This is a genomic window from Glutamicibacter uratoxydans (assembly GCF_006539925.1).
GTDB lineage: Bacteria > Actinomycetota > Actinomycetes > Actinomycetales > Micrococcaceae > Glutamicibacter > Glutamicibacter uratoxydans.
This window is the reverse complement of sequence record NZ_BJNY01000018.1, coordinates 1-13,224: the sequence shown is the minus strand read 5'-3', so window position 1 is coordinate 13,224 and position 13,224 is coordinate 1. Positions and strand designations below refer to the sequence as shown.

Annotated in this window: 10 protein-coding genes; 7 read left to right on the top strand and 3 right to left on the bottom strand. The window is 63.9% G+C overall.

Annotated elements, in window-relative coordinates; genetic code table 11:
- Nucleotides 1-84: 84 nt before the first annotated feature.
- From AUR04nite_RS14180 to AUR04nite_RS14165, 4 genes are all read left to right on the top strand, one after another.
- Complete coding sequence (locus AUR04nite_RS14180; protein WP_141366259.1) at nt 85-1,566, top strand: amino acid permease; 1,482 nt, start codon at nt 85-87, stop codon at nt 1,564-1,566.
- Between the two features lie 34 nt (nt 1,567-1,600).
- Nucleotides 1,601-3,292, top strand: a complete 1,692-nt coding sequence (locus tag AUR04nite_RS14175; protein ID WP_246055543.1) for a flavin monoamine oxidase family protein — start codon at nt 1,601-1,603, stop codon at nt 3,290-3,292.
- Nucleotides 3,293-3,851: 559 nt separating this feature from the next.
- Nucleotides 3,852-5,051: an RtcB family protein gene (locus AUR04nite_RS14170; RefSeq protein WP_141366257.1), complete on the top strand. Its 1,200-nt coding sequence runs from the start codon at nt 3,852-3,854 to the stop codon at nt 5,049-5,051.
- A gap of 72 nt (nt 5,052-5,123) precedes the next feature.
- Nucleotides 5,124-6,461, top strand: coding sequence for a TIGR01777 family oxidoreductase (locus tag AUR04nite_RS14165; protein ID WP_141366255.1), 1,338 nt, complete (start codon nt 5,124-5,126; stop codon nt 6,459-6,461).
- 7 nt (nt 6,462-6,468) lie between these two features.
- Here the strand turns inward: AUR04nite_RS14165 and AUR04nite_RS14160 are convergent, their stop codons facing one another.
- Nucleotides 6,469-6,675, bottom strand: a complete 207-nt coding sequence (locus tag AUR04nite_RS14160) for a hypothetical protein (RefSeq protein ID WP_141366253.1) — start codon at nt 6,673-6,675, stop codon at nt 6,469-6,471.
- 205 nt (nt 6,676-6,880) lie between these two features.
- Between AUR04nite_RS14160 and AUR04nite_RS14155 the strand changes: the two genes are divergently transcribed.
- A complete protein-coding gene (locus AUR04nite_RS14155; RefSeq protein ID WP_141366251.1) occupies nt 6,881-8,530 on the top strand; it encodes a thiamine pyrophosphate-binding protein in 1,650 nt (549 codons plus the stop codon).
- Nucleotides 8,531-8,571: 41 nt separating this feature from the next.
- Nucleotides 8,572-9,654, top strand: coding sequence for an endonuclease/exonuclease/phosphatase family protein (locus tag AUR04nite_RS14150; RefSeq protein ID WP_141366249.1), 1,083 nt, complete (start codon nt 8,572-8,574; stop codon nt 9,652-9,654).
- A 5-nt stretch (nt 9,655-9,659) separates the two neighbouring features.
- Here the strand turns inward: AUR04nite_RS14150 and AUR04nite_RS14145 are convergent, their stop codons facing one another.
- Nucleotides 9,660-10,961 (bottom strand): D-arabinono-1,4-lactone oxidase, encoded by a 1,302-nt coding sequence (locus AUR04nite_RS14145; RefSeq protein WP_170184219.1) that lies wholly within the window; start codon nt 10,959-10,961, stop codon nt 9,660-9,662.
- Complete coding sequence (locus tag AUR04nite_RS14140) at nt 10,958-12,148, bottom strand: alanine racemase (protein ID WP_141366245.1); 1,191 nt, start codon at nt 12,146-12,148, stop codon at nt 10,958-10,960. Before AUR04nite_RS14140 ends, AUR04nite_RS14145 begins: the two co-directional genes overlap by 4 nt.
- Before the next feature lie 133 nt (nt 12,149-12,281).
- On the opposite strand from AUR04nite_RS14140, the gene AUR04nite_RS14135 reads away from it, so the two are divergent.
- Nucleotides 12,282-13,046 (top strand): hypothetical protein, encoded by a 765-nt coding sequence (locus AUR04nite_RS14135; RefSeq protein ID WP_141366243.1) that lies wholly within the window; start codon nt 12,282-12,284, stop codon nt 13,044-13,046.
- Nucleotides 13,047-13,224 lie beyond the last annotated feature (178 nt).

Here is a 13,224-nt window from a genome sequence, read left to right as displayed (position 1 = left end):
TTCAAAACTTCTAGTCTTGAGAGGTGGCTCACAGCCTTAGGCTGGTATCCGACAGCAAAACCTCTTTTCCCAGTGAGGACCGCTATGAACAGCACCCCGGACGTGGCTTCCAGAAGCACCACTGCGCTTGGCCCGCAGCTTCGCCGCCGCAAATCGATCAACATGATGATCAGCGACGCCGAAAACAATGCCGGCGCCGGCCAGCTGCGCCGCACCCTTGGCATGTGGCAGCTGACCATGATCAGCGTCGGCGCCACCATGGGCACCGGCATCCTGGTGATCCTGGGCGCCACGGTGCCCATCGCAGGACCTGCCATCTGGATTTCCTTCGTCATCGCGGGCATCACCGCACTGCTTTCAGCGGTCTCCTACGCAGAGATGGCAGGCATGGTTCCGGTCTCCGGTTCCAGCTACTCCTACACCTACGCCACCATGGGCGAAGGGCTTGCGTGGATCTGCGGCTGGTGTCTGGTTCTTGAATACGCGGTCTCCGTCGCGGCGGTTGCCGTGGGCGCCGGCGAATACGTCAACGAAACCTTGCGCACCTTCGGCATGGAACTTCCGGCCTCACTGGCAGGCGGCCCGCTGGAAGGCGGCGTGGTCAACCTGCCGGCGCTGATCGTCGTGGTGCTTGCCACCTTGCTGCTGGTGCGCGGCATGCGCGAATCAGCCATCGTGAACACCATCGTGGTGATCATCAAGGCGGGCATCCTGGTGTTCTTCTCCATCGTTGCTTTCAGCGCCTTCAATGCAGGAAACTTCGAGCCGCTGCTGCCTATGGGCGCCGCCGGCGTCACCGCAGCCGCCTCCACCGTCTTCTTCTCCTACATCGGCTTCGACGCGGCTTCTACCGCCGGCGAGGAAGCTAAGAACCCCAAGCGCGACCTGCCGCGGGCCATTATGCTCTCCATGCTGATCGTGACCCTGACCTATGTGCTGGTGGCGGTCTCCGCTATCGGCGCCCGTGAATGGCAGTGGTTCGACGGCACCGAAGCCGCTCTGGTGCAGATCGTCGGCGAACTGACCGGCCAGCCGATTCTGGTTCTGGTCTTCGCTGTGGCCGCAGTGCTGGCCATCGCCTCCGTAGTGTTGACCGTGCTCTACGGCCAGACCCGCATCCTGCTGTCCATGTCCCGCGACGGCCTGGTCCCGAAGGTCTTCTCCAAGGTATCCCCTAAGACCGGCACCCCGGTGGCGGGCACCCTCATCACTGGCATCCTGGTTGCCATCACCGCAGGCTTCATCCCGCTGGGCGCCCTGGCCGACGCCACCAGCATCGGCACCCTGTTCGCCTTTGCGCTGGTGGGAGTCTCGGTGATGTACCTGCGCAAGAAGCAGCCGCTAGCCACCCGAACCTTCAAGGTTCCGTTCTACCCGATCACCCCGATCCTTGGCGTGCTTGCCTGCCTGTTCCTGATGAGCCAGCTGGGCGGCGAAACCTGGGTGGTTTTCGGCATCTGGATGCTGGTGGGCATCGCAATCTACCTTGGCTACGGCCGCTCCCGCTCCCGCCTGGGACGGTTGAGCAAACAGGACTACATCGCCACCCACGTGGGCGAAAAATAACTACCACACGCACTCATCAAGGAACATTGAGGCTATGAGCACCGAATCCATCAACATGCTGAACCCCGACTTCCCGTTCAGCTACGACCACTATCTTGCCAACCCTGCCGGCCTGGGCTCGGTCCCGGAAGAGCTCTACGGCACCGAGGTTGCCGTGATCGGCGCCGGCCTGTCCGGTGTGGTGACCGCCTATGAGCTGATGAAGCTGGGCCTGAAGCCCGTTGTCTACGAGGCGGACCAGATTGGCGGGCGCCTGCGCACCGCCAGCTTTCTGGCGGCCCCACAAATCACCTGCGACTTGGGCGGCATGCGCTTCCCGGTCTCCAGCAAGGCGCTCTACCACTACATCGACCTGCTGGGCTTGGAAACCTTTGACTTCCCGAACCCGTTGGCGGCCCCTACCGATTCCACCGTGATCGAACTCAAGGGCCAGAAGGTCTACGTCGAGGACCCGGCTGACCTGCCGGTCTTCTACCAGGAAGTCGCCGAGGCTTGGAAGCAGGCGCTGCGCGAAGACGCCCACTTCGAGCAGATGCAGCGCGCCATCATCGAACGCGACACCGCCAAGATCAAGGAAATCTGGGATTCGCTGCTCGAGGAATTCGACGAGGAGAGCTTCTACGGCTTCATCGCCAACTCCCAGGCCTTCAAGGACGCCGGCTTTGAGCACCGCGAAGCCTTCGGCCAGGTGGGCTTCGGCTCCGGCGGCTGGGACACCGACTTCCCGAACTCCATCCTTGAAATCCTGCGCGTGGTCTACACCGACGCGGACGACAACCACCGCGGCATCACCGGGGGAGCGGCCAAGCTGCCCAACGCCCTGTGGAACCACGCCCCGGCGGACATGAAGCACTGGCCTGCCGGCACCTCGCTGGCCTCGCTGCACGGCGGCGCACCGCGCGGCGCGGTGGCCAAGGTCTATCGCACCGATGAGCTCGGCTTCAACGGCGCCAACACCATCGAGGTCACCGAACGCTTCGGCCGCACCGAAACCTTCGGCGCAGTGGTCTCCACCGTGCAGTCCTGGCTGCTGTCCACCGGCATCGACACCGACGAGGCATTGTTCCCTGCAGAGCTGTGGACCGCCATCGAGCGCAGCCACTATATGCAATCCTCCAAGACCTTCGTGATGGTGGACCGTCCGTTTTGGAAGGACCGCGACCCGGTCACCGGCGAGTACCTGATGTCCATGACGCTCACCGACCGCCTGAACCGCGCCACCTACCTGCTGGACAACGGGGACGACCAGCCTGCTGTCATCCTGCTCTCCTACACCTGGAACGACGACGCACTGAAGTGGCTGTCGCTGACCGCCGAGCGCCGCATGGAACTGATGCTGCACTCGCTGGAGAAGATCTACCCGGGCGTGGACATCCGCAGCCACATCGTGGGCCAGCCGATCACCGTGTCCTGGGAGGACGACCCGAACTTCATGGGCGCCTTCAAGGCCAACCTGCCGGGCCACTACCGCTACCAGGAACGCCTGTACACCCACTTCGACCAGGCGGATCTGGCGGCCGAGCACCGCGGTATCTTCCTTGCCGGCGACGACGTCTCCTGGACCGCAGGCTGGGCCGAAGGTGCGGTGACCACCGGCCTGAACGCCGTCTGGGGCGTCGTGAAGCACCTGGGCGGCCAGGATGCTGCGGCCAACCCAGGCCCGGGCCAGTTCCTGGCCGAATACGGCCCCAAGCGTTTGGACATCAAGCCAGCGCTGAAGTCCTAGCGCTGACCCTGCCCGTGAGAAACGCCGGCCGCATCGACTGTCCACAGTCGAAGCGGCCGGCGTTTTAGCTATTATCGGCGGGATGGAAATAGATTATTTTTCACTATTCTTTGATTTCGCCAAAAAATACACTACTGTATAACTTGTAATTGTCGATCGTGGAGCATTTTGAAGGAGGCCGTGATGTTGTTGAGCCCAACTAGTTTTGATAAGCAGGCATTGCGTTTTGCCGACTTTAAGCATGCCTTCGGCTTGGAGTGTGCATCCGTGGAGCGCTATCGGCGCTCGGTGCTCGAGCCGCAAACACATCGACTCTTACCCGCGAAATTCAGCGGATAGATCAGGGAATTCTGGGTTGCCCCATTGACGGGGTGGTCGGATCTGGATCGTGGAGATCTGGGATCCAAGGGGAAATCCTGAAGTTTTGAGAGTCGATGACACCGTTCATCGGCTCTTTTTATTTTCCATTCAAATAATTTGTATGGGTCTATTTGTTGTGCCAAAAAATAGAATTCCAAATCTCTTTTGATGTGGATATTGATGATTGAAAGGGTAGAAAATGGCGCGTGAAACCACGCTCCCAATATCGCTGGCCGACACCCGGGACAGGGTGAAGATGTGGGCTTTCGAAGAAGATGTTGAAACCGAAGCGATGGCGCAGCTGCGCCGCATCTCCGAGCTGCCGTGGGTCCACGGAGTGCGCGTCATGCCCGATGTCCACGTCGGCAAGGGCGCGACCATCGGCAGCGTCATCGCCATGAACCAGGCGGTCTCGCCCTCCGCGGTAGGGGTGGACATCGGGTGCGGCGTCGCTGCGGTGCGCACCAGCATCCGCGCCGACCAGCTGGCTGACCTGCATCTGCTGCGTTCACGCATCGAGGCGAGCATCCCCGTCGGCTTCAACGCCCACGAGGAACTGCCGGACCTGCGCCGCTACGGCATGGAGACTGGAGTGCTGGACCTGTTCAACCGCTTCGAAACCCTGGACGAGAAGGTCCAGCCGCTCAAGACCCGCGCGGTGAAACAGCTGGGCACCCTGGGCGGAGGCAACCACTTCCTTGAGCTGTGCCTGGACCAGGAAGACCGCGTATGGATCACCCTGCACTCCGGTTCGCGCAACATCGGCAAGACGCTGGCAGATCGGCACATCAGCATCGCCAAGTCGCTGGGCCACAACCAGGGGCTTGTGGACAAGGAGCTGGCAGTTTTCATCGAGGGCACTCCGCAGATGGACGCCTACAAGCACGACCTGTGGTGGGCGCAGGAATTCGCCGCCCATTCCCGCGCGCTGATGCTGGGGCTGTTCAAGGAGCAGGTGGCCAAGCACTTCGCAGGGCTGGAGGTGTCATTCGATGCGCCGATCAACGTCCACCACAACTACGTGCGCGAAGAAGTCATCGACGGGCAGACGCTGCTGGTCACCCGCAAGGGGGCCATCCGCGCAGGGGCCGGGGACCTGGCGCTGATTCCAGGATCCATGGGCACCGGTTCTTACATTGTGCGCGGACGCGGCAACCCCAGCTCCTACTTCTCCGCCTCGCATGGGGCAGGACGCAGGATGAGCCGCACCCAGGCGAAGAAGAACTTCACCGAGCAGGACCTTGCGGCGCAGACCCTTGGCATCGAATGCCGCAAGGATGCGGGGGTTCTCGATGAGATCCCGGCCGCCTACAAGGACATCCACCAGGTCATCGAGGCGCAGAAGGACCTGGTGGAAGTCGTCGGGCACCTGCGCACGATCCTGTGCGTCAAGGGCTGAACGGCTGGAACCGGCCTGACACTTTGCCGAGAACATGCAGCAGTTGCGGCGGCGAGGTGTCAGGCTAGTGCCATGCGAATCAACCATGAGGTAGTCATCCCGGTTCCCGTTGACGAGGTCTTTGCCTGGCATGAACGCCCCGGGGCCATGCAGCGCCTGCTGCCTCCCTGGCAGCCGGTGCGGGCGGTGAGCCAAGCCGAGTCCCTGCGCGACGGCGTATCAGTCATCGGCCTGCCGGCAGGGCTTGCCTGGCGTGCTCGGCACAGCGCCGAACGCTATCGCGCGCAGCGGCTGTTCGTCGACGAGCTGGCCAGCGGCGGGCTGCTGGGCAGGGCACTGAAGTCGGTGTCATGGACCCACGAGCACCATTTCGACCCGCTGGAAAACGGCCACACGCTGGTGCGCGATGTGGTGGAAACGAATATTCCGGCGCTGCAGGTCAACCGCATGCTTGCCTACCGGCACCGCGAGCTGGAGCAGGACCTCGCCGCCCACCGCACCGCCGCCGCCCAGGGCCTGGGCTCCCTGCGCATCGCCGTCAGCGGGGCGCATGGGCTGGTGGGGACCGCGCTGTGTGCGTTCCTGGAATCCGGCGGGCACACGGTCATCAGGCTGGTGCGCCGCGATCCGCAGCGGCCGAATGAGCGCACGTGGGATCCAGCCGACCCGTCGCCGCAGGCTGTGGAAGGCTGCGATGCAGTCATCCATCTTGCCGGGGCAAGCATTGCCGGCCGCTTTACCGACAAGCACCGGCAGAACATTGCCCAAAGCCGCATCGACCCAACCCGGAAGCTGGCGGCCGCCGCCGAGCAGGCAGGGGTTAAGGTTTTCGTCAGCGCCTCCGCCATCGGCATCTACGGGGCGCAGGCGGGTGAAGGCCTGCTTGATGAGCAGGCGCCTGCGGGAACCGATTTCCTGGCCCAGGTGGTGCGCGACTGGGAACAGGCGGCGGCTGAATCGGCCGGGCGGATGCGCTGCGTGCAGGTGCGCACCGGCCTGGTGCAAAGTCCGCGCGGCGGAACCCTGAAGCTGCTCAAGCCGCTCTATGCGGCAGGACTTGGCGGCCGGCTGGGCGACGGACTGCAATGGCAGTCGTGGATCGGGCTGGATGACCTGGTGGACGTCTACCACCGGGCCCTGTGGGATGACAAGCTGAACGGCCCGGTCAACGCGGTGGCGCCGCACCCGGTGCGCAACAGCGAATATTCGGCCACCCTGGCCTCGGTGCTCGGACGCCCGGAAATCATCCCGGTGCCGTCCTTCGGTCCTGAGCTGCTGCTGGGCAAGCAGGGATCCGAGCTGCTGGCCATGGCAAGCCAGCGGGTCGAACCTGCAAAGCTCAAGCAGCTCGGGCACCGCTTCCGCGCCGAGAACCTGGAAGCTGCGCTGCGCCACTGCCTGGGCAGGTGACAGGTGATTACTTGCCGGCGCGCACAGCGATGAAGAGCCCGCCTGCCGCCAGTGCAAGGCCCAGCAGGACGACCGCCGGGTCAAGCCCTGAGGTGCAGCCGCCGGCAAACGGTCCGTCGCTGCATGTTTCAATCTGCGAAGCGACCGCGAGCAGGATCCCTGAGGCGATGAGCAGCAGCCCCAAGCCAATACGCCAGATCCGTTGTACACCCATGCCTCAGTGTTGCAGGCGGGCGCGCTTCTGGGAAGCCATCTAGCGCGAAACAGCGTTTGTGCCCTATCATCATTGAGTCAGGAATCCTTGAATTGATCGGGTTCCGGCGCTCTCAAAAGGGGCGATACCCGTTGCGCGGAAGCAACCGGTAGCGGCAGACATATATGGAATTTTCTTCAGCACCATTTTTTGAAAAGAGTCCATGATGTCCAGCGTCTCAGCTGCAATCGCCCATGCCCTCAAGCCCATCGCCCCGCAGATCTTCGGTCTGATGGGCAACGGCAACGCACACTTCCTCGACGCCGCCGTCCGCGCAGGCTTCGACTACACCGCAGTGCGCCACGAATCGGCAGCGGTCTCCGCCGCCGACACCTACTTCCGCATCGCCAACAAGCTGGCCATCGCCTCCACCACCTACGGCGCCGGCTACACCAACACCATCACCGCGCTGGCAGAGGCCGCGGCGGCCAACACCCCGCTGCTGTTCGTCACCGGCGATGCCCCGACCACCGGCCTGCGCGGCTGGGACGTCGACCAGGCGGCCATCGACGCCGGCGTGCGTGCGGCACGCTATGTGGTGACCCGCGAAACCCCGGGCGCCATTGCCCTGCAGGCGGCGGTCCACGCGCTGCGCGAGCAGACCCCTGTGGTCCTGGCGATTCCCTATGACCTGGCGGCACTGGAAACTCCCGAGGCCGAACTGCCCGACTTCGCAGACCTGCGCAGCACCCCTCCAGCTCCGGAGCTGAACTCCACCCAGCTGGCGCAGATCGCCGAGATCCTTGCCAAGGCCCAGCGCCCGCACATCCTCTACGGCCGCGGCGCCATCGACGCCGCCGCATCCGTCAAGGAACTGGCGGCAAAGCTCGGCGCCACCACCTCCGGCACCCTGCTGGCCCGCGACCTGCTGAACTACGACTACGACCTAGGCATTACCGGCGGCTTCGCCACCGAGCGCAACGCTGAAATCATTGCGCAGGCAGATGTGGTGCTTGCCCTGGGCGCTTCGCTGAACCAGTTCACCATGCGCTTCGGCGAGCTGGTCAATGAATCGGCAACCCTGATCCAGCTGGATCTGGCGGCGGCCGCCACCAACCCGCGGGTTGACTACTTTGCCACCGCAGACATCAGCGCCGCCGTCGCACACCTGATCGAAGCTGTTCCCGCAGTTGACGCAGGCTGGGCCGCGGGCCTTGACCTGAGCGAACTGCGCACCCGCCCGCAGGGTGAGGATCTCGTGGCCGACGGCCTGCTGGATCCGCGCCGCGTGGCCAGCGAACTTGAGAACATCCTGCCGAAGAACCGCGTGCTGGTGCAGGACGGCGGGCACTTCATCGGCTGGGGTCCGAAGTACTGGTCCACCACCGGCGCCCGTTCGCTGACCTGCGTGGGCACCGCCTACCAGTCCATCGGCCTGGGCATCGCATCCATGGTCGGCGCCGGCCCGGCTGCCGGGGACCGCACCGTGGTGCTGGCTTCCGGCGACGGCGGGTTCCTGATGGGTTTGGCGGATCTTGAATCCATCGTGCGCACCATCTCCAGCGGCGTCATCGTCATCTACAACGACTCGGCCTACGGCGCGGAGATCCACCAGTACGGCTCCATCGGCCTGCACGAGGACCCGATGCTGATCCCTACCGTGGACTTCGCCTCCATCGCCTCCTCCATGGGCGCCACCGGCGTCAAGGTCGAATCCATCGCCGACCTGGAGCAGGTGCGCGACTGGGTTGCCGCCGGGGCCAAGGGCATTTGCCTGGTGGATGCGCGGATTTCCTCCTCGGTGCGCGCACCGTATATGGAAGAAGTCCTTGCCGCCAACAAGAAGGCAGCCACCGCAGCATCACAATCCGATTAAGGTGCTGGCCATGGAGTAATCCTCCGGCGTAGGGTTGCAGGGTGCACAAGATTTTGGTTGGAACCCTGGGCTTGGGGCTGTCAGCAGCCCTGATGCTCCCTGCAACCTCCGCTCTGGCAACACCCGCCGGACCCCAGACGGGTTCCGGGGCGCAGGAGCCTGCACTGTCCGAAACTTCGCTGCGCGTGGCGACCATGGCCACCAGCCTCACCGCTGATTCGCCCGACGGGCTCTACAGCCAGCTGCTCGGCGGCGGCGATGCGGAAGCCAACCGGGTGGCGGACGCCGTCAGCCAGATCGATCCCGACGTCGTGGTGCTCACCGGCATGGACGCAGACCGCAAAGCGGTTAACGTCTTCCAGAACAGCTATCTGAATTCCGCTGACGACCAGCGCGCGGATTCCATCTACCCCTATTCCTATCTGGCGGTGGGCTCCAAGGGCCTGCAAAGCGGAGCCGACCTGGACGACGACCGCGTGGTCGGCGGGCCCGGCGATGCCTGGGGACAGGGAGCCTTTGCTGAGCAGGGGTCTGTGGTGGTGCTTTCCAAGTACCCCATCAAGCAGGACTCCATCGCCTCGGTGACCAGCCTGAAATGGGCGGCGGTCAAGGACAACCGGCTTGACAATGCGAAGCTGGGCGGCGCGCTGGCCGCGTCCATCCCGGTGATGAACAATGGCCTGTGGGACATCCCCATCGAATACCGCGGGCAGCGCGTGCACATTCTCGCCGCGCAGACCGAACCGGCCCAGAGCAGCCATAGCTTCTCAGCGCTGCGCCAGCGTGACGAGCTCAAGGTAGTTTCCGACTATATTTCCGGCGCCGGTTACGTGCACACCGACCAGGGCCCCATGGCCAAGGGGCTCAAGGGGAAGAAGTTCATTCTCGCCGGGGCTCTGGCCCAGGGGCAGGGCTCGGCAGTCGAACTTGATCCGCTGCTTGAAAAGCTGGGCAAGAGCGACCCGGTCAACAATGCCGGCAACTACCTGATCGAATCCCAAGGCTGGAACCTGCTGGGCCAGGGCCGCTTGGGAGAATCCGCACCCTCCTCGTTCCTCCCGCTGCCCGGGGCGGTTCCGGATGCCGTCGAGGCTACGGAACTGGTCTGGAGCGACCTGCAGTAGGAGCCTCAGGCGCCCAGCAGGCCGCGCAGGTAGCCGTTCAGGAACCTGCCTTCTGGATCCACCGCTGAACGCACCGACTGGAAATCTGCAAAGCGCGGATACAGCTGCGCAAAATCCGCCGCACTCAGGCTATGCTCCTTGCCCCAATGCGGCCTGCCGCCCAGCGGCCGCAGCAGCGCCTCGACATCTGAAAAATAATGCGGCGCGGCATCGCGGATATAGCGGTGCACAGCAATATAGACGCTGTCCCTGCCATAGGCAGTGCTTAGCCATACGTCGTCGGCCTTGGCCGTGCGCACCTCGATGGGGAAGAGCACCGGCAGGTCGATGCCGCGCAGGTAGCCGCGCAGCTGTTCGAAGGCGGTCTGGAAGTTTTCCAGCGGCAGCGCATATTCCTGTTCGGTGAACCGCACCCTGCGCGGGCTGGCAAAGGCCTCATGCCAGCTGGCAGTGTAGCTTCGGTCAGACAGCACCGAGCTGGCGAAATTGCTCAGCTTCGAATTGAGCTTCGGGGCAGCGGCCCCCAGCGAGCACAGCACCTGCAAGGCCCCATTGGACAGCAGTTCGTCGTTGAACCAGCGAGCCGCCGTACCCGGCGCATGGCGCGGGGCTCCGCCCGGCAGCCGCGTGTTGGTCTTCACCTGCGCCCTGGGGCTGTTGGGGAACCAGAAGAATTCAAGGTGGTCTTCGGCCGCCGCACGCTGAAGGAAGCTGTCTACCAGCTGGTCGACCGGTTCGATGCTCTCCACCGCGCGCATCATGTACGCAGGAACGCAGCGCAGCCGCACATGGGTGATGACGCCCAGCGCGCCGAGGGACAGCCTGGCCGCTTCGAAGATCTGCGGGTGCTCGCTCCGGCTGGTTCGCAGGCGGGTGCCGTCGGCCAGCATCAGTTGGATCCCTGTCACTGCCCCGGCGAACCCGGTGAAGCCCAGGCCGGTGCCGTGGGTTCCGGTGCTGATTGCTCCGGCGATCGACTGCTTGTCGATGTCTCCCATGTTCTCAAGCGCCAGGCCGAAGGGCTTGAGGAGTCTGGGGACCTGCCAGAGCCTGGTGCCAGCCCGGAATGTCACTTCATGCGTTGCCGCGTCCACCTCTTCGATGCCGCTAAATCCGTCAAGATCCAGCAGCACCTGGTCGGTGCGGCACAGGGCGGTGAACGAATGCCCGGCGCCCACGGTGCGCACGCCGTGCCCGTGCCGGGCCGCGGCGTCCAGGGCCTGGGCCAGCTGCTCGAGGGTGGATATTGACTGCCGGGTGTGCGGGGCGCTGGCGACGGTGCCGGCGAAATTGCGGAAGCCGCTCACAGGAATGCCTTTCCCTCGCCGCGGTAGGTCGGCCACTGGTCGATGATTTTGTCCTTGGAGAAGACTGCAACGCGGTTGACCCGTTCGGCGGGCTCGCCTGCCTTGGCATGACGCAGCCAGACGGTGTCGCCGAGCTTCATCCGGGACGCGGCCGGGCCGGTGAGCGGTGTCTGGACTTCACCGGCCGCTTCCAGGGCAAGATACTTCAGCTTGCGGGGATGCTCGATCACCGGCAGCCGGTCCTTGCCTGCGGGACCCGAGGCGCTCCATCCTCCGCCGAGGATCGCCACCGTCTGCTCGTCCGGGCGGCGGACCACGTGGAACCCCATAAACAACGCGGGCTGCGGGGTGAAGGAAAGGAACCCGTCAAAGAGCGCGGGGGCATACAGCCCGGACCCCGCGGAAAGCTCGGTGACCGCCTGTTCTTGGGCTGTTGTTTCAAAGGAGCCGGTGCCTCCTGCGTTGACGAAGCGCAGGTCTGCGACGCCGCGGACCAGCTGGACTGCTTCGGCGCGGCGTTCGGCAAGCTCGGCGGCGCTGCGCCTGCGCAGCGCCCGGGCCGCCCAGGCCTTGGGCGCGAGCCCGCCGTCGGGCACCGAAGCGATCTGGGATTCATAGGCCATGAGGCCGTCGAGTTCAAAGCGCTTGTGCTTGGCAACGTGCTTGGCGAGCGTGAGCAGGTCTTCGGGGTCGGTCAGCGGGGAACGCGCGGCGCCGATGCGCAGCGAGGCCGTTGGGTAGTAGGCGGCATCCAGCTCCAGCGCGACCTTGAGCGGTGCATGGCGGGGCACGACCCTGTCGATGAGCTCCAACTGGGCGCGGGAGTCCACCATGACGGTGATCTCCTCCCGGGCCTGCTCGCTTCCGGCCCAGCGGCTGATCGCCTCGGGATCCGCCTGGGGGTAGGCGACCACCAGGTCCCTGTAGCCCTGGCTTGCCAGCCAGAGGGCTTCGGCCAGGGTAAAGCACAGCACTCCATGGAAGCCGGGGGTCAGCAGCGCCCTGTCCAAGGCCTTGCGCACCCGCAGTGATTTAGAAGCGATGCGAATAGGCAGTGTTCCGGCCCTTTCGCGCAGGGCGGCGGCATTGGCGTCGAAGGCATCTTGATCCAGCAGGAGTACAGGACGTTCGTTATACCCAGCCTGTTTGAGTGCATGGTTGTAGCGCTTGGCCTGTGCGTTCTTCATGGCCTTACTCTTCCACCGGGGGCAGGCGCTTTCAAGGATGCATTCCAACTTCATCCGATGAGCCTGTTTGCAGGGGAATTCACCTGCCAGCTTTCGGCAACTTATCGGTTCGGCTCGGTATGCTGTGAGCATTATGAGCAAAGATCCCATTTCAATGACGGTCATTGGCGACGACGGCAAACCACGCACGATGATTCAAGACGCCATCATGAAAGGCGTCGGCGTTCAGCGTCCGCTGGTCCTTGCCTATTTGAAGCGCCTGCGCCGCAAGAATCCGGATGCTACAGCTGCTCAACTGGCAAGCATCGCCGAGAGCGACTACCTGAAGATCGTTACCGGCTCTGGCGCCGCAGTCGGCGGCACTGCTGCTATTCCGGCTGTTGGCACGGGCGTGGCCCTGGGGCTGTCGGTGGCTACGACCATTGGCTTCTTGGAGGCCTCGGCGCTGTATGCGCAGACCTTGGCAGAACTGCATGGGATTGCCATCGAAGACCCTGACCGTTCTCGGGTGCTTGTTATGGCAGTACTCATGGGCGAAGAAGGCAGCTCAATGATTGCAGGCCTGACTCGCCAAGCGGCCGGCCGCGGAGGAGGACCTGTCAAGGGCTGGGCCAAGGCCTTCGGCGCCAATAAGTCGACGAGCTTCTATGCAACGATGCAGCGCACGATGCAGAAGAAGTTCATGCGCAAAGTCGTTGGCACTCAGGCGGCCAGTGTGCTCGGCCGTGTTGTTCCCTTTGGCGTGGGAGCGGTTATAGGCGGAGCAGGCAACCGCTACCTGGCCAAGCGCGTCATCGAGAGCGCCAAGGTTGCCTTTGCTGGCATCCCGCAGGTGTCTCCGGGGATGCTGGAGCTGGATGATCCCCGAATCATCGATACCGAGATCGTTACCGATTAGCAGGCTCATCGGAGGACTTCCCGTCCGAAAATTTCGGGCGGGAAGAAGAAGTTTTGCTGTTTTTAACGCAGGTTTCCTCCAAGCTCGGACAACTTTTCATCTGTTGAAACCGGTTTAAAGCCCGAGTTTTCGGGGTTTTAAGTCGAATTTCTAATACCGAGTTCGCCTATTTACGGGC

Bases quoted from the DNA above. Each gene is read 5' to 3' on its own strand.
- AUR04nite_RS14165 (WP_141366255.1), top strand. From the start codon at position 5,124: ATGCGAATCAACCATGAGGTAGTCATCCCGGTTCCCGTTGACGAGGTC.
- AUR04nite_RS14160 (WP_141366253.1), bottom strand. From the start codon at position 6,675: ATGGGTGTACAACGGATCTGGCGTATTGGCTTGGGGCTGCTGCTCATC.
- AUR04nite_RS14175 (WP_246055543.1), top strand. From the start codon at position 1,601: ATGAGCACCGAATCCATCAACATGCTGAACCCCGACTTCCCGTTCAGC.
- AUR04nite_RS14180 (WP_141366259.1), top strand. From the start codon at position 85: ATGAACAGCACCCCGGACGTGGCTTCCAGAAGCACCACTGCGCTTGGC.
- AUR04nite_RS14140 (WP_141366245.1), bottom strand. From the start codon at position 12,148: ATGAAGAACGCACAGGCCAAGCGCTACAACCATGCACTCAAACAGGCT.
- AUR04nite_RS14135 (WP_141366243.1), top strand. From the start codon at position 12,282: ATGAGCAAAGATCCCATTTCAATGACGGTCATTGGCGACGACGGCAAA.
- AUR04nite_RS14155 (WP_141366251.1), top strand. From the start codon at position 6,881: ATGTCCAGCGTCTCAGCTGCAATCGCCCATGCCCTCAAGCCCATCGCC.
- AUR04nite_RS14170 (WP_141366257.1), top strand. From the start codon at position 3,852: ATGGCGCGTGAAACCACGCTCCCAATATCGCTGGCCGACACCCGGGAC.